This is a genomic window from Klebsiella sp. Q2, assembly GCF_009900705.1.
Taxonomy (GTDB): Bacteria; Pseudomonadota; Gammaproteobacteria; order Enterobacterales; family Enterobacteriaceae; genus Klebsiella; species Klebsiella quasipneumoniae.
The window spans coordinates 157,103-181,079 of record NZ_JAAABE010000001.1 but is presented as its reverse complement, the minus strand read 5'-3'; the positions used below and the strand labels follow the sequence as shown (position 1 = coordinate 181,079).

Annotated in this window: 26 protein-coding genes and 2 pseudogenes; 16 read left to right on the top strand and 12 right to left on the bottom strand. The window is 59.3% G+C overall.

What is annotated here, in order from left to right; genetic code table 11:
• Nucleotides 1-154: 154 nt before the first annotated feature.
• The 5 genes from opgC to GT756_RS00930 are packed head-to-tail and all read left to right on the top strand — an operon-like array spanning nucleotide 155 to nucleotide 4,296.
• Complete coding sequence (opgC, locus tag GT756_RS00950; RefSeq protein ID WP_115385066.1) at nucleotides 155-1,372, top strand: OpgC domain-containing protein; 1,218 nt, start codon at nucleotides 155-157, stop codon at nucleotides 1,370-1,372.
• 10 nt (nucleotides 1,373-1,382) lie between these two features.
• A complete protein-coding gene (locus GT756_RS00945; RefSeq protein WP_048294582.1) occupies nucleotides 1,383-2,282 on the top strand; it encodes a hypothetical protein in 900 nt (299 codons plus the stop codon).
• Between the two features lie 8 nt (nucleotides 2,283-2,290).
• Nucleotides 2,291-3,505, top strand: a complete 1,215-nt coding sequence (locus GT756_RS00940) for a PP2C family protein-serine/threonine phosphatase (protein WP_032455903.1) — start codon at nucleotides 2,291-2,293, stop codon at nucleotides 3,503-3,505.
• Nucleotides 3,495-3,833, top strand: a complete 339-nt coding sequence (locus GT756_RS00935; RefSeq protein WP_004183770.1) for an STAS domain-containing protein — start codon at nucleotides 3,495-3,497, stop codon at nucleotides 3,831-3,833. Before GT756_RS00940 ends, GT756_RS00935 begins: the two co-directional genes overlap by 11 nt.
• Before the next feature lie 19 nt (nucleotides 3,834-3,852).
• Entirely contained in the window at nucleotides 3,853-4,296 is a 444-nt protein-coding gene (locus GT756_RS00930; RefSeq protein WP_004183772.1) for an ATP-binding protein, read from the top strand.
• A 71-nt stretch (nucleotides 4,297-4,367) separates the two neighbouring features.
• Here GT756_RS00930 and GT756_RS00925 read toward each other — a convergent pair whose 3' ends face one another.
• Both GT756_RS00925 and GT756_RS25700 read right to left on the bottom strand, forming a co-directional pair.
• On the bottom strand, nucleotides 4,368-4,556 hold the full coding sequence (locus GT756_RS00925) for a hypothetical protein (RefSeq protein WP_004183775.1): 189 nt from the start codon (nucleotides 4,554-4,556) through the stop codon (nucleotides 4,368-4,370).
• A gap of 302 nt (nucleotides 4,557-4,858) precedes the next feature.
• Nucleotides 4,859-5,036: pseudogene (locus GT756_RS25700) on the bottom strand (LysR family transcriptional regulator); the annotation flags it as partial.
• On the opposite strand from GT756_RS25700, the pseudogene GT756_RS00920 reads away from it, so the two are divergent.
• Nucleotides 5,034-5,657, top strand: a pseudogene (locus GT756_RS00920) (SDR family NAD(P)-dependent oxidoreductase); the annotation flags it as partial. The pseudogenes GT756_RS25700 and GT756_RS00920 sit on opposite strands and share 3 nt — an antisense overlap.
• A 141-nt stretch (nucleotides 5,658-5,798) precedes the next feature.
• Here GT756_RS00920 and GT756_RS00915 read toward each other — a convergent pair.
• Together GT756_RS00915 and bdcA are read right to left on the bottom strand one after the other, a co-directional pair.
• Nucleotides 5,799-6,365, bottom strand: coding sequence for a DJ-1/PfpI family protein (locus tag GT756_RS00915; RefSeq protein ID WP_032446983.1), 567 nt, complete (start codon nucleotides 6,363-6,365; stop codon nucleotides 5,799-5,801).
• 491 nt (nucleotides 6,366-6,856) lie between these two features.
• Nucleotides 6,857-7,570, bottom strand: a complete 714-nt coding sequence (gene bdcA / locus GT756_RS00910; protein WP_004203956.1) for an SDR family oxidoreductase — start codon at nucleotides 7,568-7,570, stop codon at nucleotides 6,857-6,859.
• A 73-nt stretch (nucleotides 7,571-7,643) separates the two neighbouring features.
• Between bdcA and GT756_RS00905 the strand changes: the two genes are divergently transcribed.
• Complete coding sequence (locus tag GT756_RS00905; protein ID WP_004203957.1) at nucleotides 7,644-8,237, top strand: TetR/AcrR family transcriptional regulator; 594 nt, start codon at nucleotides 7,644-7,646, stop codon at nucleotides 8,235-8,237.
• Between the two features lie 4 nt (nucleotides 8,238-8,241).
• Here GT756_RS00905 and GT756_RS00900 read toward each other — a convergent pair whose 3' ends face one another.
• Nucleotides 8,242-8,997: an SDR family NAD(P)-dependent oxidoreductase gene (locus GT756_RS00900; RefSeq protein ID WP_064183116.1), complete on the bottom strand. Its 756-nt coding sequence runs from the start codon at nucleotides 8,995-8,997 to the stop codon at nucleotides 8,242-8,244.
• Between the two features lie 158 nt (nucleotides 8,998-9,155).
• Between GT756_RS00900 and GT756_RS00895 the strand changes: the two genes are divergently transcribed.
• Nucleotides 9,156-10,034 carry an AraC family transcriptional regulator gene (locus tag GT756_RS00895; RefSeq protein WP_114506443.1) on the top strand — a complete coding sequence of 293 codons (879 nt, stop codon included), beginning with the start codon at nucleotides 9,156-9,158 and terminating at the stop codon, nucleotides 10,032-10,034.
• Between the two features lie 50 nt (nucleotides 10,035-10,084).
• Here the strand turns inward: GT756_RS00895 and GT756_RS00890 are convergent, their stop codons facing one another.
• Nucleotides 10,085-10,291, bottom strand: coding sequence for a DUF1471 domain-containing protein (locus GT756_RS00890; protein ID WP_032425994.1), 207 nt, complete (start codon nucleotides 10,289-10,291; stop codon nucleotides 10,085-10,087).
• A gap of 31 nt (nucleotides 10,292-10,322) precedes the next feature.
• Nucleotides 10,323-11,252: an aromatic alcohol reductase gene (locus tag GT756_RS00885; RefSeq protein WP_109938421.1), complete on the bottom strand. Its 930-nt coding sequence runs from the start codon at nucleotides 11,250-11,252 to the stop codon at nucleotides 10,323-10,325.
• A gap of 138 nt (nucleotides 11,253-11,390) precedes the next feature.
• Here GT756_RS00885 and GT756_RS00880 point away from each other — a divergent pair, with 138 nt between their 5' ends.
• Nucleotides 11,391-12,296: a LysR family transcriptional regulator gene (locus tag GT756_RS00880; protein WP_032455909.1), complete on the top strand. Its 906-nt coding sequence runs from the start codon at nucleotides 11,391-11,393 to the stop codon at nucleotides 12,294-12,296.
• A 21-nt stretch (nucleotides 12,297-12,317) separates the two neighbouring features.
• Here GT756_RS00880 and GT756_RS00875 read toward each other — a convergent pair whose 3' ends face one another.
• The gene (locus GT756_RS00875; protein WP_135698514.1) at nucleotides 12,318-13,241 is read right to left on the bottom strand and encodes a LysR family transcriptional regulator; all 924 of its coding nucleotides are present in this window, start codon (nucleotides 13,239-13,241) and stop codon (nucleotides 12,318-12,320) included.
• An 87-nt stretch (nucleotides 13,242-13,328) separates the two neighbouring features.
• Here GT756_RS00875 and GT756_RS00870 point away from each other — a divergent pair, with 87 nt between their 5' ends.
• The 3 genes from GT756_RS00870 (at nucleotide 13,329) to GT756_RS00860 (ending at nucleotide 15,669) form a co-directional block, all read left to right on the top strand.
• Nucleotides 13,329-14,192: an MBL fold metallo-hydrolase gene (locus tag GT756_RS00870; RefSeq protein WP_167878458.1), complete on the top strand. Its 864-nt coding sequence runs from the start codon at nucleotides 13,329-13,331 to the stop codon at nucleotides 14,190-14,192.
• Nucleotides 14,192-15,103: an NmrA/HSCARG family protein gene (locus GT756_RS00865; protein ID WP_135698518.1), complete on the top strand. Its 912-nt coding sequence runs from the start codon at nucleotides 14,192-14,194 to the stop codon at nucleotides 15,101-15,103. The genes GT756_RS00870 and GT756_RS00865 overlap by 1 nt, the downstream gene beginning before the upstream one ends.
• 206 nt (nucleotides 15,104-15,309) lie before the next feature.
• The gene (locus GT756_RS00860) at nucleotides 15,310-15,669 is read left to right on the top strand and encodes a hypothetical protein (protein WP_048294633.1); all 360 of its coding nucleotides are present in this window, start codon (nucleotides 15,310-15,312) and stop codon (nucleotides 15,667-15,669) included.
• A gap of 19 nt (nucleotides 15,670-15,688) precedes the next feature.
• On the opposite strand, the gene GT756_RS00855 is transcribed toward GT756_RS00860, so the two are convergent.
• The gene (locus GT756_RS00855; RefSeq protein WP_017898758.1) at nucleotides 15,689-16,864 is read right to left on the bottom strand and encodes an aminotransferase class I/II-fold pyridoxal phosphate-dependent enzyme; all 1,176 of its coding nucleotides are present in this window, start codon (nucleotides 16,862-16,864) and stop codon (nucleotides 15,689-15,691) included.
• Between the two features lie 220 nt (nucleotides 16,865-17,084).
• Here GT756_RS00855 and GT756_RS00850 point away from each other — a divergent pair, with 220 nt between their 5' ends.
• The 3 genes from GT756_RS00850 to GT756_RS00840 are packed head-to-tail and all read left to right on the top strand — an operon-like array spanning nucleotide 17,085 to nucleotide 19,571.
• Nucleotides 17,085-17,888, top strand: coding sequence for a MetQ/NlpA family ABC transporter substrate-binding protein (locus GT756_RS00850; protein WP_004203972.1), 804 nt, complete (start codon nucleotides 17,085-17,087; stop codon nucleotides 17,886-17,888).
• Between the two features lie 8 nt (nucleotides 17,889-17,896).
• Nucleotides 17,897-18,910, top strand: coding sequence for a methionine ABC transporter ATP-binding protein (locus GT756_RS00845; protein WP_004203973.1), 1,014 nt, complete (start codon nucleotides 17,897-17,899; stop codon nucleotides 18,908-18,910).
• Nucleotides 18,903-19,571, top strand: a complete 669-nt coding sequence (locus tag GT756_RS00840; RefSeq protein ID WP_004203975.1) for a methionine ABC transporter permease — start codon at nucleotides 18,903-18,905, stop codon at nucleotides 19,569-19,571. The genes GT756_RS00845 and GT756_RS00840 overlap by 8 nt, the downstream gene beginning before the upstream one ends.
• Nucleotides 19,572-19,599: 28 nt before the next feature.
• Here GT756_RS00840 and GT756_RS00835 read toward each other — a convergent pair whose 3' ends face one another.
• From GT756_RS00835 to GT756_RS00825, 3 genes are all read right to left on the bottom strand, one after another.
• Nucleotides 19,600-20,799, bottom strand: a complete 1,200-nt coding sequence (locus tag GT756_RS00835) for an amino acid aminotransferase (protein ID WP_064183121.1) — start codon at nucleotides 20,797-20,799, stop codon at nucleotides 19,600-19,602.
• Nucleotides 20,800-20,837: 38 nt separating this feature from the next.
• Nucleotides 20,838-21,452, bottom strand: a complete 615-nt coding sequence (locus tag GT756_RS00830) for a YitT family protein (RefSeq protein WP_004176405.1) — start codon at nucleotides 21,450-21,452, stop codon at nucleotides 20,838-20,840.
• Nucleotides 21,453-21,703: 251 nt separating this feature from the next.
• The gene (locus GT756_RS00825; RefSeq protein ID WP_023318081.1) at nucleotides 21,704-22,183 is read right to left on the bottom strand and encodes an Lrp/AsnC family transcriptional regulator; all 480 of its coding nucleotides are present in this window, start codon (nucleotides 22,181-22,183) and stop codon (nucleotides 21,704-21,706) included.
• 334 nt (nucleotides 22,184-22,517) lie between these two features.
• Between GT756_RS00825 and GT756_RS00820 the strand changes: the two genes are divergently transcribed.
• Complete coding sequence (locus GT756_RS00820; protein ID WP_135698522.1) at nucleotides 22,518-23,897, top strand: amino acid permease; 1,380 nt, start codon at nucleotides 22,518-22,520, stop codon at nucleotides 23,895-23,897.
• Nucleotides 23,898-23,977: the final 80 nt, after the last annotated feature.

Genomic DNA, 23,977 nt, shown 5'->3' with positions numbered 1-23,977 from the left:
AATTTCAACAGCGCGAACTGATAGTCACCGGGATGACTTAACATAGTGTGATGCACGCCGGCGGAATTTATAAAACGAACATTGCAAGATAGCCCATTCTACACTATCTAAATAATTTGTAATAAATGTTGCAGGGTAGACGGCAGGATCCCTAATGAGCCAGGTTGCTTCAGCGATTTCGCAAAAAGAAACTCATAAATCAATGCCCTGGCGTTACTCTCTGACCGGGGATCGCGACCTGCGTATCGACTTTATGCGCGGTATTGCTCTTGTGATGATGGTGGTGGCGCATACCGAAGTGATGTCGATATTTAATATTTTCAGCTGGGAACGATTTGGTTTGACCACCGGTGCCGAGGGCTTTGTGATCCTGTCCGGCTTCATGTTAGGGATGCTAAATCGTGTCAGATTACAAAAGGCAGTATTACTGACGGTGAGCTGGGGGCTTTATCTTCGCGCATGGAAAATATATCAGGTTAATATTATTATTATTGTCTCTTTTCTTTTGCTGAGATATTTGCCTTATATTAATGTCTATGAAGTCACTCATTTTACCGACCGCTTTTCCGGGACCAGTTGGTCGCTCTATCCGCTCACCCCGCAAATAAAAGAGACGTGGTTTAACATTATCCTTTATCTGCAGATTGGCCCGCATCAGACGCAGATCCTCGGACTCTATATTTTTTTGTTATTGCTCAGCCCGCTGTTTCTGGGAATGTTGCAAAAGGGTCACGTCTACCCATTACTGGGCGCCTCGCTGCTGATCTACGGCTGCTGGCAACGCTGGCCGGTACGGGTCACGCCCTGCGAATTTGAATTCGCCTTTCCCCTGCTGGCCTGGCAATTTATCTTTGTGCTGGGCATGTGCTGCGGCTGGTACAAAGCGGAACTGATCTCTTTCGCCCGCACGCCGCCCGGCAAAGTTGCCGTGGCGGCGCTGGTGTTCATCGCGCTTATCCTTGCGTTTGTCGCCCAGAACCATACCAATCCTTTTATGCCGCCCGCGCTGCTGATGCACGTAATCCCGCCGGCGGATTTTAACGCCTTTTACCATACCTGGGCGGCGAAAAACGGCCTCGGTCCGGTACGGATCCTCAATGATATCAGTCTGATGGTCACCATTTATCTGCTATTGACCTGGTGCTGGCGCCCCCTTAACCGGCTGGCAGGCTGGTTCCTGATCCCGCTCGGGCAGCGTTCGCTCTACACCTTTATTTTGCATGTTTACATCGTGCTCGCCGTAAGCCAGCTGGTCACCTTCGATCTGTGGCGCCAGGCGTGGATAGTGAACACCTTGATCCATGCCGCTGCGCTGGGCGTTCTGTGGCTGATGGCCAAATACCGCGTCGCCGCACGCTGGATACCTAACTAAGGAAGGGCAAATGCGGGAGAAATATATGCTGGCCTGCGCGCTATGGTGCGCCATCGCAGGTGCGGAAGGCGCAGAGAAGAACGACGCACAACCGCTGCGTGATAAAAATGGTGAACCGGTGCAGGCCGGCGTGTTTACCAGCCGCTGGGGACGGCTTTTTTCCGGGAATGACAAGGTGTTTTCGGGAGCGCTGAGCTTTAGTTCGGGTTTAAAAGAGCAGTGGATGACCGTCCCCAACAGCTCAGACAGCGCAGAACAGAAGAAAAAATATAATCAGACGCTGAATCTTAGCCTGCAATACTCGCCCTACAGCTTCTGGTTCGCCAACGTGACATCCCGTTTACCGGTGACTGACACCAGCCGCTATACCGCCGATTTTCGCTATAGTTTTGGCTACGACGACTGGCATGCCAACACCTTCAGCCTGGTTTACAGTAACTATGGCGATAACCACTTCTGGACCTCGGGCAGCAAGCGTCACACCTATTTTGAGCAGGGGGCATTTACCCTGGCGTATAAATTTTCGCTGCCGAAGCCGATGGAAAATGCACTATTGATTAACAAAGGCGACGCCATTATCTGCCAGGCAGGCTACAGCTGGGTGCCGCGTTATTACGATCTGGAGAGTAACGATATCCGCAAAAACAAAAATGTGCTGCTTGGGGGGTGTGGATATACCTTTAAACAACATTTTTTTGTGCGCGCCACTGCCTTCTGGTATCCGGACAGTAGTCAGCAGCAGCCGTGGAATGGCGATTATAGTTACAGCTTTGGCTACGCGGGCTATACGCCGGGATCGTTCTCTGTGCAGTATGCCAACTATGCCGGTACCCGCTACCCGGGGCATGACAGCGGCAGCGGCAAGTTTCGTGAAGGCACGATCAGCCTTATCTGGTTCTTGCCGATTTAGGAGGCGCGATGTCGGCACAGCACGTCCTGATTGTTGAAGATTCGCTGGTTTATCGTCGGCTGCTAAGCCGAATGTTGACGCAGTGGGGTTATATCGTTAGTGAGGCGGAAAACGGCGTCGACGCGCTGGCGATCCTCGAAAACCAGCCTGTCAGCCTGGTGATAAGCGACTGGGAAATGCCGGAGATGAATGGCCTGACGCTGTGCCGGGAAGTGCGCCGCCGCCAGTTTGGTCACTACGTTTATCTGATATTGCTCACCGCCCGCGAAGATCCTGGCGATCTAACGCAGGGGTTTGAGGCCGGGGCCGACGATTTTCTCAGCAAACCGGTAGAGCAGAGCGAGCTGCGGGCGCGGCTGCACGCCGGGGCGCGGATCCTCTCTCTCGAGGCCGACCTCGCCGCGCGCAATGCGCGGCTGAGCGAAGCGCTGCGACAGATTGAACAGGATCTGGAGCTGGCGGCGCGCATTCAACAGTCGGTTCTCCCGGCTCATCAGCTGCGCCATCAGGGATTTTTCTCCGACTGGATTTTCCTGCCCTCGGCCTGGGTGTCGGGGGATATTTTTAACGTCTTCCCGCTGGGCGATCGTCTCGGATTTTACTGCGTGGATGTCTCCGGACACGGCGTGGGGGCGGCGATGATGTCGCTCGCCGTCGCCCGCCAGTTTTTGCATGGCAGGGCCGTTGAGCGCTTTCTTTTTACGGCAGACAACCAGCCGGCGTCGCCTGCCGAGGTGGTGACGATCCTCAATGGTCGTTTTTGCAGTGACGAAACAGAGATCGTCAGCTATTTCACGTTGATCTATGGCGTCATCGACCTGAAGACCGGCGCGGGCAAACTCTGTCAGGCCGGGCATCCCACGCCTTTTATCGTTAGCCCGGACGCTACCGTCCGCCCGGTCGGCAGCGGCGGGGCGCCGGTGGGGTTGATAGACCATCTCTCGTGGGCAGATGTCAGTTTTTCGCTGGCGCCGGGAGAGCGGCTGTGCCTGTTCAGCGACGGTATCACCGAATGTGAAAACCGGAGCGGTGAACAGTTTGGCGAGGCGCGCTTGCAAGCGTGGCTGCAGGACAGCGTGACGCAGCCGCTGCCCGCGCTGCTGCCGCGGTTTGCCCGGCACCTGATCCGCTGGCGCAGTGGCGACGCGCAGGAGACCCAGGCGATGGCCGATGATGTTTCACTCTTGATTATTGAACGTACAGGGGACAGTGATGAAAATTGAAACTGAACGGCAGGCCTCGGTGACGATCCTGACGCCGGCGGTGCGTCGGCTGGATGCTTCCGTTGCGGTAGCCTTTAAGGCGGCAATCGCCCAGGAGATAGGCGAAGATAGCACCGATCTGATTGTTGATTTCAGTAAAATCGATTTTATCGACAGCAGCGGTTTGGGAACGCTGGTTTCCCTGATGAAAATGATGAACGGTAAAGGAGAAATGACACTGTGCGCGCTGAACCCCGGCATTCGCAATATGTTTACCCTGACCAGGATGGATCGTATTTTTCGTATTTGCGAGGATCGCACTTCAGCCCTTGCGCAGTTCAATCCGTGACGCGCCCGTGAATAACGTCATGAATTTTCCTGCCCAACTCAGCTCGCTATCAACGTTGGCGGCGTGGCTGGCTCAACAAATGGCGCCGCTGCCCGTCGGGGAGGAGTGGCGCTTCGCGCTCGATCTTGCCGTCTGTGAGACGGCCACCAATATCATTCGCTATGCGTTGCATGAGGATCGGCAACGTGTTTTTCGTGTCGAATTTATCGCAACGGAAGACCGGGTGACGCTGCGCTTTATTGATGCGGGAGAGGTCTTTCCGGCCGAGCGCCTGGCGCTGGCGCGTGGCGATGAGCGCTTCGATGTCGATCCGTTAGCGGAAAGCGGCAGAGGTTTGCGGCTTATTCTGCGCGCGGTGGACTATTTTAATGTGGAAACCCGCGCCGGGGAGAATGTGACGACCCTGATAAAAGCGTTGCCGGATGCCGTTCTTCGCCATTCCACCGACGATCGCGTCAGGTGAAGGAACAGAGCTTGCCCCCAGGTGAATCCCCGGGGGAATTTTCCCGCCCGCGTTCACCGGCTTCATCCGTCTTATGGCTGGGCCTGAGCGGTGGACAGCGCGCCCAGGTGATAAGGGCGAAGAGTATCTAACGTCATCATGGCCGATTTGCAGAAAATGCATTTCGCACCAAAGGGATTTTTTTCCGTCACGTCAAACTGGGACGTTCTGTACTGGGAGCCATGGCAGCATGGGCATCTAAAATGGATATGTTCAATCATAATGTAAACCTTGTATGGGTAATGTTCTGTTGAAAAGACAATGGTCGTTTTCAGGGAAATTAACGCGGCTGATTTTTCTTAGGAGTAAGCCGGGTATTGGGTCAGTCGGAGGGCTTGTTTAACGAGCCAACAGGGGGCTGACAGGGCCTGTTTACAGAAAAAGCAAAATACTAACGGGACTGCTCAAAGGAAGGTGGTATCAGGGATAACGCCTGGAGATGAGAACACGTACTTAGATAATAACTTTTCGTCTGGTAAATCGACTTAACGATTAACGCACGAGCCGCAAATAATAGCAAACATTATTTTAGCCTTCCGGATGCCTGCTGCGCCAGGGGTCCTTCATCAGCGCCGTCACCCAGTCGATAAATACCTGTACCCGGGCAGAGAGCTGCCGGCTGCTGGGGTAGAGCAGGGAGAGCTGCAGGGGGCAGGGCGAAAATCAGCCAGCACCTCCGTTAACACACCGGATGCCAGATCGCGCGGGTTAAAGCTCAGGGCTCGCGGGCGATCGCTCTGCCCTTCAGCGCCGGCGAAACCGACACCTTTGACGGGTTTGTCAGCGCCTTTCAGGAGGCGCTGACGGCGCTGGGGGCCGATCGGTTTCATTACCTGGTTAATAATGCCGGCAATGCCAGCGGCATGGGGTTTCTGAATGCTACCGAAGCGGAGTTCGATGCGCTTTATCGCATCCATGTGAAGGGGGTTTTTTTCCTCAGCCAAAAATTATTGCCGCTGCTGGCGGATGGCGGGCGAATTGTGAATATCTCGTCCGGACTGACCCGTATCGTGATGGCGAACCGGGCGCCCTATGCGATCATGAAATCTGCGGTGGAAACCCTGACCCGTTATATGGCGTTTGAGCTGGGCGGCCGCGGGATCACGGTAAACTGCGTAGCGCCGGGCGCCATCGCCACGGATTTCAGCGGCGGGGTGGTGCGGGATAACCCGCAGGTCGCTCAGGCGGTGGCGAACATGACGGCGCTTGGCCGACCGGGGGTGCCAGAAGATATCGGGCCGATGATCGCCTCGCTGTTATCCGATGATCATCGCTGGGTTAATGCTCAGCGCATTGAAGTTTCCGGGGGAATGCGCATCTGAGTCGAGGAGATAACCCGGCCAGCGTATCGCTGAGCTGGTCAGGTTTGACTGTAGCGGAAACGGCCGCTCGAAAACCGCCGGCCGGTAAGCAAGAGAGCACCAGCGCGGCGATAGTCCATTTGTCTGGTCAGAGAAAATGCGTTACTCCGCCAGCAGGGCGGCGAATTTCGCCAGCCACTGCGGGTGGGCCGGCCAGGCGGGAGCAGTGACCAGATTGCCGTCAACATGCGCCTGATCGATACCGATATCGGCATAATGCCCGCCGCTCAGACGCACCTCCGGGGCGCAGGCCGGATAGGCGCTGCAGGTCCGCCCCTGCAGAATACCGGCGGCGGCCAGCAGCTGTGGCCCGTGGCAGACGGCGGCGATAGGTTTACGCGCGGCGTCGAACGCCTGTACCAGTTTAATCACCTGCTCGTTCAGACGCAGATACTCCGGCGCCCGGCCGCCGGGGATCACTAGCGCGTCGTAATCCTCGGCCTTCACCGCGGCAAAATCGGCGTTCAGGGTGAAGCGGTGCCCCGGCTTTTCGCTGTAGGTTTGGGCTCCGTCAAAATCATGGATCGCCGTCATCACATAGTCGCCGGTGGCTTTATCCGGGCAGACCGCATCGACCTGGTGGCCAATCATCTGCAGAGCCTGAAAAGGGACCATCGTTTCGTAATCTTCGGCGTAATCGCCGACCAGCATCAGGATCTTCTTGCTCATTATTTTTACTCGTTGTGGGAGAAAGGTGTCATAGATATAGCCTGGCGATCCGCAGAATGCGACCTCCTCAGGATGCTGAAGACGGTGGCGTGCGCATCTTGTAACCGGGTTCATGTTTTTTTGGTAACGGCAACTTTTTCGCCAATGCTAATGTCTGTTACCACAGAAAAGCGTCCTGTTCAGGGGCACACCACGCTGCAGTAAAAACGGCGAGCGCCGCGGCAATATCGTGCCGCAGCAGCTGTGGGATGGCGTGGAAAAGGGGTTTTAATTCTGAGCCTTGAGGCACCCGGCGGCGCGGTGGCGCGAGAGGTTTGTTATCTAAGTCTGGCGCCGGGGACGGATCCGCAAAGCGCACCAGTCCCCCGAGGCGAGACTGATCCTCATCGAAGATCGTATTTTATGGCGATCGACAGCCTGGCCTGATGAATCCAGTGGGCCATGACGTCAGGACAGCGGCGTGGCAAAGCGCGCGCCGCCGCCGAGGATCATCAGGCGCCAAACGCTCCGTCGATGGTGTGCATGGCGCCTGTGACAAACGACGCCTCCGGACCGGCCAGCCAGGCTACCATGCCCGCCACCTCTTCCGGTCGGCCATGGCGCTTAATGGCCATAAAGCTGTGCATCAGCTCTTTCATCGGGCCGTTCTCCGGGTTGGCGTCGGTATCAATTGGGCCGGGCTGGACGACGTTGACCGTGATGCCGCGCGGGCCAAAATCCCGTGCCAGACCGCGCGCCAGCCCCTGCAGGGCTGACTTGCTGAGCGCATAGGCCGCCATTCCCGGCACCGGCATGCGATCGCCATTGACCGAACCGATGACAATAATGCGCCCGCCTTCCGGCATCCGGCGCGCTGCTTCCACGGAGGCATGGTAGGGGGCATGAATATTGATGCGGAACAGGCGATCGATGGCATCGCTGTCCTGCTCCAGGGCATCGCCAAAAATGGCGATCCCGGCATTGACCACTAACACGTCCAGCGGGCCGCTGTCTCGGACCAGGCTTATCACCGCATCGCGATCGGCGCTGTCCGCCTGCACCGCCGTGCTGCCGGTCTCCGCCGCCAGCCGCTCGGCCGCCTCCGGCGAACCGGAATAGCTGAACCTGACCGACGCGCCGTCGGCGACAAAGCGCCTGACGATCGCCGCGCCAATTCCCCGACTTCCACCTAAAACCAGCACTGATTTGTTGTGAAACGCTGTCATATCCCGCACCTCATGATATTGTAGTGATGATTACAATATGCTGCGGCAAAACAGGCTGTCAAGGATTAATATAGTGACCACTACAAAACAAGGGCGTACCCCGGGGCGCCCCCGTCAGTTCAATGCGGAACAGGCTATTGAAACGGCTCAGCGCCTCTTTCACGCGCGAGGCTACGACGCGGTGAGCGTGGCCGATCTGACCCAGGCTTTCGGCATCAACCCCCCAAGCTTTTATGCCGCTTTCGGCAGCAAGCTCGGCCTGTATACCCGCGTCCTGCAGCGCTACAGCCAGACCGGGGCCATCCCCATAGAGACGCTGTTGCAGGACGACCAACCGGTGGCGGCGTCGCTCATCGCCGTGCTGCAGGAGGCGGCTCGACGCTATGTAGCCGATCCGGCCGCCGCCGGCTGCCTGGTGCTGGAGGGGGGACATTGTCAGGATGCCGACGCTCGGGTGGCGGCAGGCGAATGGCATGCTGCGGCGAGGGCCAAAATCCAGCAGTATATCGCCCGCCATCACCCGCAGGATGCGCTGCGGGTGACTGACTATATGGATACGCTGATGCTTGGTCTGTCGGCGAAAGCGCGGGAGGGGGATAGCCTCCCGCGTCTTCTGGAGACCGTGCGGCTGGCAGGCGTGGCGCTGGAGCGTATCCTGCCGGCCTGAGTGGTCAGATAGTCTGTCCGCCCGAGACTTCGATCCGCTGGGCGGTCACCCAGCGGTTATCGTCGCGCAGCAGGCTGGCGATCATCGGCCCAATATCCTCGGGAACGCCCACCCGTCCCAGCGCCGTCATCGCGGCAAACTGCGCGTTAACCCCCGCGTCGTCCCGCACCAGCCCGCCGCCAAAATCGGTGGCGATAGCCCCGGGGGCGATGGTATTGACGGTGATGCCGCGCCCGCCCAGCTCGCGGGCCATGTACACGCTCAGCATCTCCACGGCCGCTTTGGCCGCAGCGTAGGCGGAGAAGCCAGGATATGAGACGCGAGTCAGTCCGGAAGAGAAGTTAACGATCCGTCCACCGTCAGCCAGCAGCGGTAGCAGGGTTTGAACGAGGAAAAACACCCCCTTGACGTGGACGTTAAACAGCCCGTCGAACTGGGCCTCGCGCGTTTCGGCCAGCGGGGCAAATTCGCCGTGTCCCGCGTTATTGATCAGATGATCGAAGGTGTTCCGTCCCCAGACGCTGGCCAGCGCAGCGCTCAGGCTGTCGGCGAAGGCCGGAAAGCGGGTGGTCTGCGCCATATCCAGCGGCAGGGCGATGGCCTTGCGGCCGAGAGCGTGAATGTCGGCCACCACCGCTTCCGCCTGTTCAATATTGCCGCGGTAGGTGACGATGACGTCCCCGCCCTGGCGGGCGATATCCAGTGCGGTCTGACGGCCAAGGCCGCGGTTGGCGCCGGTGATAAGTGCAATCTTAGTCATGTTCGATCCTCTCTGGTATGTGGAGTCCTTACAATAGGGGGGGCCTACCAGACCGGGTTGCCCAATCCTTGTTATTTTTTGCCCATTCCTCTCCATACACTCCCCTCTGGCGGGAAATAGCGCATACTCAGGCTTTAAAACTTGCCTGAAAGGATCTTATGCGCGACGAACTCTTCGCTCTCTGCCGCCGGTATGCCGATGCTCATGTCGATAGCAGCGGGGTGGCGGTCACCCCGGTTCCCGGCATCACCCTGGTGCGGGCCCTGCACCCCGGCGATCTGCAGGCGGCCATCGCCAGGCCGTTGGTGGCCATGCTGCTGCAGGGGCGCAAAAGCGTGACCACCGGCCTGGCAAGCTTTGACTACGGTCCGGGGGAGGCGATGGTGATAGCCGCCGATGTTCCCACCACCAGCCAGATCACCGAGGCCAGTCAGCGCTTTCCCTATTACGCGCTGGTGCTGGAGCTGGACCTGGCTATCCTGCGCGAGCTGCAGGAGGCCGGCCCATCTGGTCCGGATGAGGCGCCCCGCGTCGGTATCGAACCGATGAATGCTGACGTGACGGACGCCGCTTATCGGCTGGCAAGGCTGTTTGATCAACCGGGGGCGCTGGCGGTGTTAGGCGAAGGGCTGCGGCGGGAGCTACATTACTGGCTGTTGCAGAGCGTTCACGGGCCAGCCATCCGGGCGCTGGGCGCTGTAGACAGCCATTCGGCGCGGATCCGCCGGGCGGTGGCGATGCTGCGCCGGGATTTTATGCAGCCAGTCAGCGTCGACGCGCTGGCCGACGCCGCCGGGATGAGCGTCTCTGTCTTTCACCGTCATTTCCGCGCCATGACCACCTTGTCGCCCCTGCAGTTTCAGAAGCAGTTGCGCCTGATCCACGCCCGCCGCCTGATGCTGGCGGAAGGGATGAGCATTGCCCAGGCGGCCGGCGAGGTGGGCTATATCAGCGTGTCCCAGTTCACCCGGGAATACGCTCGCCTGTACGGTGCGACGCCGGGCCGCGATCGCCGACGGGAGAAAATGAGCGCCTGACCTGCCGCGCGGGCCGGCGGCGGCTCCTCCCTGAGCCTGGCGCCGGTGGTTTAGTCCGAGATTTTCGCCGTGATATGCACTTTGTTGCCCATTCGCGCCTCAATGATCCGATAGGCGGTTGCGCCCTCGCGGGCGGCCTGCTGGCGAATTTTGCTCTCCGCGTTGTCCAGGGTATCGCCGGTGACGGTGATGGTTCTGGCGTTGACCGCCAGCGGCAGCAGACAACTCAATACGATCAGTGGAATTAACTTTTTCATCTTCATTTTCATTCTGTCCTGTGAGAGAAAATCAGCGCGCGGCCTGGAGCCAGCCGGCAATGTCCTGGGTCGGCAGATGGTGGCGGGCATTCCAGGTGTCGCCCATCGGCCACCACACGCCATCCCCCCGGGCGAAGGCAGCGCGATAGCGCAGCATGGCGTTATCCGGGTCCGTCCGCAGCTGGTCCAGCAGGGTGGGCAGGGTGTGAACGGCTTTGCTGAACGTCTGCTGCGTCACGCGTTCCACAGTTTCCGCCAGCTGGCGGTAAGAGGTCGTTTCGCCGGCAACAAACACCACCTCGTTGACGATCCGCGGCTGATGCAGATAAATCGCGGTGGTCAGGCGGCCGATATCCGCCGGCGAGGTGACGGTCACCTGGGTGTCCCAGCTGCCAAGGGCGTGAAGGGTTCGGGTGGATAAATTCACCACATCGAAGTCTGGCTCGAAGAGAAAGCTGGTAAACATGCCGGTGGAGACAATGACCCACTCCGTGGCCTGCTGCGCGCGCAGCAGGGTCCGGACATCATACTGCTCGTCCCACACCGGCTGGCCGCTGCCTTTGCCGACCACATCGTAATTGACGCCAAACTGCCAGGGAAAATAGCGGGGCACTCCGGCGGCCAGCACCGCGCGGGTAATTTTTAGCTGCGTCCCCGGACCGGCGACAAACCCCATGCAGTTAATCACGGTGGTGAATCCGCTAAACTGACCAGCCAGCGTCTCCATGTCGCTACCGGCAATGTCGACGGCGAGAAAGGTGGCCCCGGCGTCGGCCAGCGCCCGGTGGTTTGCCGACCGCAGCTGGCCGGCTTCATCCCAGGCCGCCGGCGAGACGATAACCGAGACCGCGCCCTGGCGCTGGATCACCGCAGGTACCAGCGCATCCAGTACGGCGGCGCCCAGTTGTCCCGCTCCCAGCACCAATACCTTTTCCTCGTGGTTAAGATTATCAGATTTCATTTTAACTCCTTACTCAGTTAAGCCTTTTATTGACTGGCTACAGGCTCAGTGTAGGGGGGTGGGCATCATTCGATAAGAACAGGATTTCGGGTTAGACTGTTCGTCTTAATGGGATAATAACCGCCAGTGGAGAACGAAATGGACAGACTGGATGCCATGCAGTTGTATGTTGCGGTTGTGGATGCCCACAGCTTCGCCCGGGCGGCGGAGGTGCTGGGGCAGCCGCGCTCAACGGTGTCGCGGGTAGTGAAGGAGCTGGAAGCCTGGCTGGGGGCGCAGCTTCTTCAGCGCACCACCCGCAAGCTCAGCGTGACGGCCGAGGGACGCCGGTATTACGCGGAGTGTAAACGGCTGCTGGCCGAGATGGCGGCGATGGAAGCCTCCTTTCCCGGCCGCTCGGCCCAGCCCGCCGGGCGGTTCAAGGTGGGGATGCCGCAATCTCTTGCCCGGCACTGCGTATTGCCAAGGATCGGCGAGTTTCTGCAGCAGTATCCCGACCTGGAGTTGATCCTCTGCTCAAGCGACAACGTGGATGATATTATCCAGGAGGGATTCGACTGCGTGATCCGTAGCGGACAAATCGAAGATTCCACCACCCTGGTGGCGCGTCCTCTGGCCCGCTACCGCTGGATGGTCCTCGCCTCGCCGGCCTGGCTCGCGGCCCACGGCCGGCCGCAGAGCATCGACGATCTGCACCAGCACCGGGCGGTGGGCTACCTGAACCACCGTACCGGGCGGACCATCGACTGGCTTTTCTCCCTCGATGACGGCGATTGCGCGATCCGCATGCAGGAGACGCTGGTGGTCGACGATACCGATGCCTATATCCAGGCCGGCGTTCAGGGGCTGGGCCTGATCCGCGTCGCCAGCTATCTGGCGCAACCTTATCTGCAGAGCGGCGCGCTGGTCGCCTGTCTGGAGCAGGCCGCTTCTGATCTTCCCCTGTCGCTGGTCTATCCGCAAAACCGCTATCTGCCGCCGGCGGTACGCGCGTTTTATGACTGGAGCAGACGCGTTCTGCAACCCCCGCTTAGCGAGGCCTGATGTCGGTGGCATTCGCTCCCGCTATGGTCCGCGCATGGCCTGTTTTATCCTCGCTATCAGCCAGTTCAGCGCCGGATCCTGCGCCCGGCGTTTGTGACGCAGTATACACAGGGTAAATTCCGGGTAGGCCACCGGCGGGGCGTCCGCGCGCAGGGCATACTGCGCCTGCCAGCGCTGCGCCAGCCCCTGGGGGACGGTGGCGAAGAGCGGCAGGGTGGTCAGCAGCAGGGGAAAGGTGGAGAAATTCTGCGTAGCAAAGCGCACGCGCCGCGCGAGTCCCTGACTGGCGAGCTGGCGGTCTATTTCCCCGTGGCCGGTTTCGCGATAGGCCACCATCACATGTTCCCAGGCGACAAAGTCGCTCACCGACAACGGCCCGCGGCAGGGGATCTGCTGTGGCGACCAGAGAGTGGTCACCCCCATGCTCATCACCGGTTCACTGACGATCTCCCCGCGGCTCTGTTTGTTGAGGGATAGCGCGACATCAATGCGATCCTCCTCCAACAGCTGGCGTACCTGGAAGGGGTCGGCGGCTAGTGTCTGGAGCGACACCCCGGGCGCCTCCTGCATCAGTCCGGGTAACAGCTGGGGCATCAGCCAGTGTTCGCTCCAGTCGCTGAGGCCGACGCGGAAAAGCTGCTGGGCGCTGGCGGGGGAAAACTCCCCGGCGCCAAACATTGCCGAATGCAGGTGTTCCATCAGCGGCTGCAGCTCGGTCATCAGCGCTTGCGCCCGCGGCGTCGGCAGCATGCCTCTGGCGCTGCGCACGAACAGTGGATCGTCAAACATCTCGCGCAGCCGTTTCAGTGCCCCGCTGATGGCCGGCTGGCCAAGATGCAGCGCCTCTGCGGTGCGGGTGACGCTGGCTTCGCGGTACAGCACCATCAAGACCGTCAACAGATTCAGATCGATACGACTAAAATCATTTTCAATGATTTTCTTCATTATAATAATCAATTTGAATGTGGGTTATCCCGGCAGCATAGTGAATATCACCCCGATAAATCAACCAGCGCAATGCGCGCGGAGGGAGTGATGCAAGCTTACCAGACAGGCGACAGCCTGATATTCAAAGTTCCGGAGCGCGAGATTAGCCTGCAGCCGGCGGCGCTCTATCCCGCAGCGTTCCCTGCGACGGAGGCGGACGCCGATAATCAGCCAATCGCGCTGTCGATCCACAGCTGGGTGGTACAGACTCCCCACGATCTGATTGTTATCGATACCGCCACCGGCAACGGTCGGGAGCGCGGCGGCAATCCGCTCTATCATCAACTTAACACGCCGTATCTGGAGAATCTCCGCGCCGCGGGAGTGAACCCGGAGGACGTGACCCTGGTGCTACTGACCCACCTGCATACCGACCATGTCGGATGGAATACCGTCTGGCAGGACGATCGCTGGGCGCCGCTGTTTCCCAACGCGCGCTATCTGTGTTCGGCAAAAGAGCTGACGCGGGTGAAGAACAGCGAACGCTACCGGGCACTGTGGCTCGACAGCCTGCTGCCGGTGATCGAGGCCGGCCAGCTGGAGATCGTGGATGTGGCGGCCAGGCCGCAGTTCGGCGGACGGATCGCCTTTATCCCTACCCCCGGCCACAGTCCTGACCATGCCGCGCTGATCCTCTCCTCTGGCGATGACTACGCCTGTTTCTCCGGCGATCTTCTTCATTCCCCGCGCCAGTTTACCCATCCGCACTGGAACTCGGCGTTCTGCGGCGATCCCCGGCAGGCGGAACGCTCGCGACGGGAGATGATGGCATGGTGCGCAAGCCATCATGCCCAATGGTTCACCGGCCATTTCCCCGGATCCTCCTGCGGCTGGCTGGAGGAAGACAGGCCAGGGGAGAATCGCTGGCGAGACGCCGGACAACGATCTGCAGACGAGGGGGAACGGTGATGAATAATGGCCAGAGCCTATTGGTTTTTGGCGCCACCGGCCAGCAGGGCGGCTCGGTGGCGGGGGCGCTGCTGCACCGCGGCTGGCGGGTACGAGCGCTGGTCAGGGATCCTTTCTCCGCCGGGGCCGTCGCGCTGGCGGCGCGGGGAGCCGAGCTGGTCGTGGGCACCTTTGAAGACCGGGCGACAATGCGGGCGGCGATGGCCGGGGTCGACGGCGTCTTCAGCGTCCAGCCCAGTTCGCCGGGAGGGACGGTGACCGATGAGCAGGAGGTACGCTACGGGATAACCATCGCCGACCTCGCCGTCGAGTGCGGGGTGAAGCATCTGGTGTACAGCTCCGGCAGCGCGGCGGGGGAGACGCCCACCGGCGTAGCGCATTATGACACCAAAGCGGAAATTGAACGGCATATCCGCCGCCTGCCGCTGGCGGCGACCATCGTGCGTCCCGCCACCTTTATGGAGCTGTTGGTGATGCCCGGTTTTGGCCTTGATGAAGGTCATTTTCACTTTTTTATGCTGCCAGAGGGGAGGATGCAGGTGCTGGCGGTGGAGGATATCGGCCATCTAGTCGCGGCAGTTTTTGCCGCGCCGGCGCGGTTTGCCGGCAAGACGTTCGAGATCGCCAGCGACAGCGTGACCGGCCGTCAACTGGAGGCGTTATTCTCCGCGGCGGCGGGACGGCCGATCCCCTATTCGCGATTTTCCGATGAGGTGCTGGCCGCCAGCCCTTTTCTGCACAAGCTGACCGGGCTGGTGGACGACGGGCGGCTGGCCGGGCACGCCGACCTCGACGCCATGCGCCAGCTGCATCCGCAGCTGCACACCTTCGCCGGCTGGCTGGCGGGCCCCGGCCGTCCCGCCTTCGAGCGGGCGCTGACCAGCGGGGCCAGCTGGGCGTTTAATCGTTAAAGGCGATACCTCCTCTGCGCCGGCGTCTCGGTGTTTGGCCCGGCGTGACGACCTGCGCAGGGAGGGCCTACAGGTCGTTAAGACAACTCACGAGGAGTACGATTGTAAAATTTTAAGCGGTTTTCACGCACAACGATAGGTAAAAGCGAACATCCAGAATTTTCAGCCGCTTACAATGGAGGAAACACTCTGGGATCGCCTGAATAATGACAATTTACCGATGGGCTTCGGCCTGCCTGTTAAGCATGACCTGCGCCGCTACGGCGGCGGAATTTAAAACCATCGAGGCCGATCTGCTGGCCTCCAACCGGCTGTTCTGTATGACCGGCTATGATCATAAGCCGATCGGCGTGGCGTGGGAGAGCGTCAAATATAGCCGCTATCAGCCGCAGTCGGATGGCGACCGTATTTTCAGCGACACCGTCTCCCGGCGCTTTCTGGAAGAGGAGAATAAGACCGCCTTTTACAATGGCGCCAAATATCGCGTACTGGGTAAACCCGCCAGCGCCTGCTATGACTATTCCGCCGCGCGTATTCAACGCATGGCGGGCTACCTGAAGGTGTAACGGCCCCGCGAGGCGGGCGCTAAAACAGCGCCAGCCGGGCGAGACGGTCCAGCGCGTTGCTCAGCGCGTCGTCCCCAGCCGTCAGACTGATGCGGATAAACCCTTCGCCCCCTTCGCCAAAACCAGTGCCTGGCGCCACCAGAATATGCGCCTCCTGCAGCAGCAGGCGGGCAAACTCTTGTGAACGGTACCCGGGCGGCACGCTCAGCCAGAGGAAGAACGTGCCTTGTGCGGTACGAACCGGCCAGCGCAGCGCGGCCAGTCGACGCAGAACCCACTCCCGGCGCTGATGATACGCCTCCGTCAGCTGCGCAATCCGTTCTGCCGGCAGGCTGAGCGCGGCGATCGCCGCATCCTGAATCGCGCCAAACACCGTGCTGTAGCTGTGGGTGTGCAGCTTTTTAAATGCCCGAATGATCGAAGCGTTGCCGACCGCGAAGCCGAAGCGCCAGCCGGCCATATTAAAGGTCTTGGAGAAGGTGTAGGTTTCCACTCCCCACGCCTTCGCGCCGGGCTGAGAGAAAAGGCTCAGCGGCGCGTCACTGGCCGCGCTGCCGATGGCCGCATAGGCAAAATCGTGCAGGATCGGCACCTGGTGACGGTGGGCAAACTGCAGGGCGCTGGCGAACAGCGCCGGCGTGGCGAGGGCGCCGGTGGGGTTATGCGGATAGTTAAGCACCACCAGCCCGGCCTTGGCAGCCACCTCCCGGGGGAGGTCGTTAAAATCCGGCAGGAAATGGTTCTCAGCCCTGAGCGGCAGGCCATAAAACGTCGCCTGGGACTGCAGCGCCGCTGAGCGATAAATGGGATAGCAGGGATCGGTGGAGATGAGGTATTGCCCGGGACGGAGCAGCGCCCGCGGGATGCCGCCAATACCGATATGCGAGCCCTGAAATACCGCGACTTCGCTGTGCGGATCGAATTCCACATCATACTGGCGACGATAAAAATGGGCGATCGCTTCGCGGACCTGCGGCTTGCCCCAGAATGAGGGGTAGCCATGGTTTTCACGACGATGAATGGCGCTCTGCAGCGCGTCAATCACTTCCGGCGGGGTGGGTTGATCCGGACTGCCGCTGGAGAGGTCGATCAACGGCAGCATGTCGGTGTTGACCTCCGCGGCCAGGTTTTCCAGCAGGCTGAACAGATTCTCTTCCAGGGCGTCCACCAGCGGTGAAGCAGCAAAATCAGGCATAATTTTCCCGGTTTACGTCATCAATAATCTGCCATCTTTAAGGGATTTATGGCGCCTGGCTAAATAACAATATCTGCAAAGGATGATTATTTTTAGGATATGTCGGGATGGCAAAAGGTTATGAGGAATAAGCAAAAGGAAATCCGGCGTTCTGGCTTACAACCCTCTTGCGGCTGTGATTTAATCGCTCAATATCGCCAACCTTCCAGGAAAATACCTTATGAACAAGTCAGTTGCGCTCGGGATGACGCTTGCCCTGTTATCCGCTACCTCTTTTTACGCCACCGCAGATCAAATTATTCGTATCGGCTTCAATCCCGGGCCGTATAAAGAGCAATTTGAAAAAGGGGTCGCCCCCTATTTATTGAGTAAAGGGTATAAAATCGAATATAAAGATTTTAGCGACGGTATTCAGGTCAATGACGCGGTAGCCCGCGGCGATATCGAAGCGAATATTATGCAGCATCCGGTATACCTGAAAGCGATCAATGAGCGGCTGGGGACCGATAACGTGGGCATTGTGCAGGTACCCACACCGCCGATGGGCCTGTATGGCGGCAAACTGACCACCCTGGGCACCCCGGCAGCCGGCACGGTGGTGTCGGTGCCAAACCAGCCGTCGAACGAATATCGCGCGGTGCTGGTGCTGGAAAGTCTGGGCTGGGTGAAGATTAAACCGGACAGCGATCCCGCCACCTTTTCCCAGCGCAATATCGTTGCTAACCCCTATAAAATCGTGCTTAAGGAGATGGACAATGCCCAGCAGGTTCGCGCGCTGCCGGACGTCGACTATGGCCTGATTCAGGGCAATTTCGCCGTTTCCAGCGGCATGGCGCTCACCTCAGCATTAAAGCTGGAGGCCGCCACCAGCCATTTTATTAACGTCGTAACCGTTGCCGGTAAAAATCAGAAGGCGCAGTTTGCCAAAGATATTATCGACGGCTATCACTCTGCCGATTTCAAAAAATATATTCTCAGCCATCCGCAGTATGATGGTTACCTGCTGCCTGATTATTTAAAATGAATAACGCGATGATAGAATTTCGCCATGTCAGTAAAACCTTTTCCAGAAAAGGGCATCCAGTTCTGGCCCTGCAGGATATTAATCTCAGTATCGACCGGGGCGATATTTTCGGCATTATTGGCTACAGCGGCGCAGGAAAAAGCACCTTATTGCGGCTGATTAATCGGCTGGAAACGCCGGGCGAGGGCGAGGTGGTGTTGAACGGTGAGCCGCTACAGGACTGCAGCGGCCAGCGCCTGCAGGCGATCAAAAAAGATATCGGCATGATCTTTCAGAATTTTAATCTGCTGAATTCGAAAACGGTATTTCATAACATCGCTATCCCGCTTATTTTGCAGGGCCGCGACAAGGCCTTTATCCAGGCGCGGGTTGCGGAGCTGCTGGCGTTTGTCGACCTGAGCGACAAAATGCACAGCTACCCTAATGAGCTGTCGGGAGGGCAAAAGCAGCGGGTCGGTATCGCCAGGGCGCTGGCCACCAACCCGTCGGTGCTGCTGTGCGATGAAGCCACCTCGGCGCTCGACCCCCACACCACGGTACAGATCTTACTGCTGCTGCAGGAGATTAATCGCCGCTACGGCATCACCATTGTGCTGATTACTCATGAAATGTCAGTGATCCAGAAAATCTGTCACAAAGTGGCGGTGATGCAGGCCGGGCGCATTGTTGAGCAGGGGACGGTGTTCGATCTCTTTGCCCAGCCGCAGCATCCGGTCACCGCCAGTTTCGTGCAGTCGGTGGTGCACGATCGCCTGCCGCAGCGGGTGGCGTCGCTCCTGCAGCGCGATAACGGCGCCCGGGCTTTACGCCTCGAATTTATCGGCGCGACGGCCCGGCAGCCGATCATTAACCACCTGATCCGCGAGTATGCTGTCGAGGTGAATATCCTGTTTGCCAGCATGTCCGAAGTTCAGGGCCGGATACTGGGATTTATGATTGTGCAACTCCTTGGCGAGCCTGACGAAACCGAACGCGCTATCACCCATCTGGCCGACGCAGGAGTGAAAATCACCCATGTTTGATCTGATTGATACCGCCATTACCGGCGAGCAGTTTCTGCTGGCGCTGCATGATACCCTGATTATGGTCGCCATCTCACTGGGCTTTGGCGCGCTGATCGGCGTCCCGCTGGGAATTGTGCTGGTGGTTTGTCGTCCCGGCGGCATCGTGGCCAACCCGGTGGTGCATCAGGCGCTGAATCCGCTGATTAACGTGCTGCGCTCGCTGCCGTTTATCATTTTGCTGATTGTGATCCTGCCCTTCACCAGGCTGCTGGTGGGCACGACTATCGGCACCGCGGGAGCCATCGTGCCGCTGATCGTTTTTGTCGCCCCCTATATTGCCCGGCTGGTGGAGAGCTCGCTGCTGGAGGTGGATGAGGGGATCCTTGAGGCCGCAGACGCCATGGGCGCTACCCCTCTGCAGACCGTCTGGCACTTTATGCTGCCGGAGGCGGCCGCGTCGCTGATTCTGGCCCTTACCACCGCGACCATCGGTCTGCTTGGCGCGACCGCCATGGCGGGAACGGTGGGCGGCGGCGGGATCGGCGATCTGGCGATCACCTACGGCTATCAGCGCTTCGACGCCTTTGCCACCCTCACCACCGCCCTGGTGCTGATTGTTATTGTCCAGCTTATTCAGACGCTGGGTACCCGCCTGGCTCGCCGGCTGCGTCGCGAATAACCGCTAATCCGCGCCGGGGTTGCCCCGGCTAGCGTGCGCAGACCGCGGCGAAGGCGCTGGCTACCCGCGCAATATTGCCGTGGTTGAGCCCGGCCACACAGACCCGACCGCTGGCGATCAGATAGATGCCGTGCACTTCGCGCAGAACGTCTACCTGATCGGCGCTAAAGCCGGTGTAACTGAACATGCCGCGCTGGGTCAGCAGATAGGAAAAATCCTCCGCCGGCAGGGCTGTCTGCAGGGATTTCACCAGCGCGACGCGCATGGCGCTGATGCGGGTGCGCATGGCCTCCACTTCTTCCTGCCACAGGGCATTCAGCTCGGGATCGTTGAGCACCTGCGACACCACCTGGGCGCCAAACCCCGGCGGGCTGGAGTAGTTGCGGCGCACGGTGGCTTTCAACTGGCCCAGCACGCGCCCGGCGGCATCGGCATTGTCACAGACCACCGACAGGCCGCCGACACGCTCGCCGTACAGCGAAAAAATCTTCGAGAACGAGTTACTAACCAGCGCCGTCAGCCCGGCGCTGGCGATGGCGCGGATGGCATAGGCATCTTCATCCAGCCCACGGCCAAAGCCCTGGTAGGCAATATCGAGGAACGGGATCAGCTCCCGGGCGATCAACACTTCAATCACCCGATCCCACTGCTCGGGGGTGAGATCGGCCCCCGTCGGATTATGGCAGCAAGGATGGAGCAGCACGATGCTGCGCGACGGGAGCTGCTGGAGGGCGGCAAGCATGGCGGGGAAATTGACCCCGCGAGTGGCGCTGTCGAACCAGGGATAGGTATGCACCTCGAAGCCCGCCCCGGCAAAGATGGCCACATGGTTCTCCCAGGTCGGATCGCTGACCCAGACCGCGGAGTCGGGGAAGTAGCGCTTGAGAAAATCCGCGCCCACCTTCAGCGCGCCGGAGCCGCCCAGCGTCTGGATGGTGGCGATGCGTCCGGCACGCAACGCCGGATGATGTTCGCCAAACAGCAGCGTCTGGACCGCGCGGCGATAGGGCGCCAGTCCCTCCATCGGCAGATAGAGGCTGGCCTTTTGCAACTGGCTCTGTAGCCGGTCAGCGGCCTGGCGGACCGCCTCCAGCTGAGGGATGATGGCCTGCTCGTTATAGTACAGCCCGATGCTGAGGTTAACTTTGTCTGCCCGGGGATCCTGTTGAAAGGCTTCCATCAGCGACAGGATAGGATCGCCCGCGTAGGCGTCGACGTTCTGGAACACAGTGGTTACTCCTGAAATGACCGTTAAAGGTGAAGCCATTACACCGCATAGCGTCCGGGGCGGTGGTTCATGGCGATAATCGAATTCAAAATCACGGCGCCGAGGACAGAGACCAGCAGCATCGGCAGGCTAACCACCCACAGGGAGGCGGTGACGATGCAGGCGTCCACTACCATCTGGAATTTACCTGCGCGGATGCCGCTTTTATCCTGTAGATAGAGGGCCAGAATATTGACGCCGCCGAGGCTCGCTTTATGGCGGAACAGCACCACAAAGCCGATACCGACCATGATGTTGCCGAAGAGGGTGGCGTAATAGGGGTTCAGGCGATCGACATGGATAAAGTAGCCGTGCAGGTCGGAGAACAGCGACACCAGTCCGACCGCGCAGAAGGTTTTCAGCGTGAAGGCGGCGCCCATCCGCCGGACGGAGAGCCAGTAGAAGGGCAGATTGATGGCGAAGAAAACCACGCCGAACGGCAGGTGGGTGGCGTAGTGGATCAGAAAGGCCATGCCTGCCGTCCCGCCGGTCAGGGCACCGGCCTGACGAAACAGGATAATACCAAAGGAGATCATTAGCGTGCCGAACAGCAGCGCCAGGGCATCCTCCAGCCAGGTGTGGGTCAGTTTTTCAGGGGAAAGGACGTTATCCATAAATAAGCACTATCTTTTCGTTAACAAGGATAAGCGCTTGTTTGCAAAAATCGCACCAGCGGAGAGTGCCCGGGCGATCGTTTGCGGAAAAAACAGCCGTGGTTAAGCCTAACCTGTTGTTCTGACAGGAAGAGAAAATTGCACGGCTCGTGCGTTTTATGGTTTCCTAATGCGTGAATTGTGCGAATTTGCCGCTTGTCGCGCATTGTCTGGCCCCGCGTCTGCACCAACGCAGGGCGCTGTGCTCCGGTTCAGCGCAGCGGGGGCGTGCCCGGCATCAGCTGGCCGTTCTCTTTCAGGCGGTTGAGCACAACGGCAGTTTTCAGATGGGCCACCCCTTTGTTTTGCGCCAGAATATGGCTGATCAAATGGCTCAGACCGGGCAGGTCCGGGACCGTTACCCGCAGCAGATAATCGGCGTCGCCGGTGGTTTTCCAGGCGTCCAGAATGGCGTCCACTTCACTGAGCATCTGATGAAAGCTCTCCACGCATTGCGGGGTGTGATTCAGCAGACGCACCTCAATCAGGCCAAGCATCTCCTGCCCGGCGGCATCCGGCGCCAGACGCGCATGGTAGCCGAGGATAAGCTGCGCCTGTTCAAGGGCGATACGCCGGCGTGAACACTGGGAAGCGGACAGGCCGATAAGCTCGCTCAGTTCCTGATTGGTTAAACGGCCATTGGCCTGCAGCAGGGTAAGAATTTTCAGATCATAGTCGTCGATGTTGTACATAGTGGCCACTAGCGGAACGTAAAAGTGACTAACAGCCTAACAGTTTTTTGCCTGGCGTGAAGCCTGGGCGGACGGCGGCAAAGCGGATGCACCAAAATGGGTCAGGTTCATGCATTAAGTCGCTCTTTTTCTCATGATCTGTGCGTAATCTGGCCAGTTTTCGCGTGTGATGCGCCAGGTCAGCGCCGCGATGAGCAGCTACCGGAACTGATGTGAAAACAATATTTTAATATAATTCAATGTATTACTTTTTGTCTGCCGCTGCGCGGCGATCCGCTGGCCTGAAAGTTGCTACCGGCGAAAGTGACTTTTTACAGACAGGGGCAGGTCAGAGATGACAACGCAGCAAGAGCATCAGTTAAAACGCGGGTTAAAAAACCGCCATATCCAGTTGATTGCCCTCGGGGGGGCGGTCGGCACCGGACTGTTTTTAGGTATTGCGCAAACGATCCGTATGGCAGGCCCTTCGGTCCTGCTGGGGTACGCCATCGCCGGGGTTATCGCCTTCTTTATCATGCGTCAGCTTGGCGAAATGGTGGTAGAGGAGCCGGTGGCGGGTTCGTTCAGCCATTTCGCCAACCGCTACTGGGGGCCCTTCGCCGGGTTTATGTCAGGCTGGAATTACTGGGTGTTGTACGTGCTGGTAAGCATGGCGGAGCTGACGGCGGTGGGGATCTATATTCAGTACTGGTGGCCGGAGGTACCCACCTGGCTGTCGGCGGCGATCTTCTTCGTGGCGATCAACGCCATCAACCTGACGCACGTCAAAGTGTATGGCGAGCTGGAGTTCTGGTTCTCGATTGTCAAAGTGGCCGCTATCATCAGCATGATCGCCTTTGGCTGCTATCTGTTATTTAGCGGTCACGGCGGCCCGGCGGCGACGGTGGCCAACCTGTGGCAGGACGGGGGATTTTTCCCTAACGGTATCATGGGCTTGGTGATGGCCATGGCGGTGATCATGTTCTCCTTCGGCGGGCTTGAGCTGGTGGGGATCACCGCGGCGGAAGCCGATGAGCCGCATAAAACCATTCCCAAAGCCACCAACCAGGTGATCTACCGGATTCTGCTGTTTTACGTGGGGTCGCTGGCGGTCCTGCTGTCACTCTACCCGTGGCGGAACGTCGTGGAAGGGGGAAGCCCTTTTGTGCTGATCTTTCACGCCATTGACAGCAATATTGTGGCCAACGCCCTCAATCTGGTGGTGCTCACCGCCGCGCTGTCGGTCTACAACAGCTGCGTCTACTGCAACAGCCGGATGCTGTTCGGCCTGGCTCAGCAGGGCAACGCCCCGCGTGCGCTGCTGCGAGTGAACCACCGCGGGATCCCATTGACCGCCCTGGCGGTATCCGCCGTCGCCACGGCGCTTTGCGTGGTGATTAACTATGTGATGCCCGGGAAAGCCTTTGCCCTGCTGATGGCCCTGGTGGTGGCCGCCCTGGTCATCAACTGGGCGATGATCTGCATCACTCATCTTAAGTTCCGCCGCGCCATGCAGCGGGCCGGGAAGGTAACGGCTTTCCAGAGTTTCGGCTATCCCCTGACAAACTGGCTGTGTCTGCTGTTTCTCGCCGGGATCCTCGGGGTGATGTATCTGACCCCGGACATCCGCATCTCCGTCTGCCTGATCCCGGTATGGCTGCTGATCCTTGCCGCAGGCTATCTGCTGCGCAGGAAAAGCGCGCCGGAGCCGGTGGCGGCGCTGGAGGAGCGTTAATCTGCGACGCCCTGCCAGGCGGCAGGGCGATATTATTGCGCTGAAAACATATAGCGCCAATATATAGGATGGTTTATATA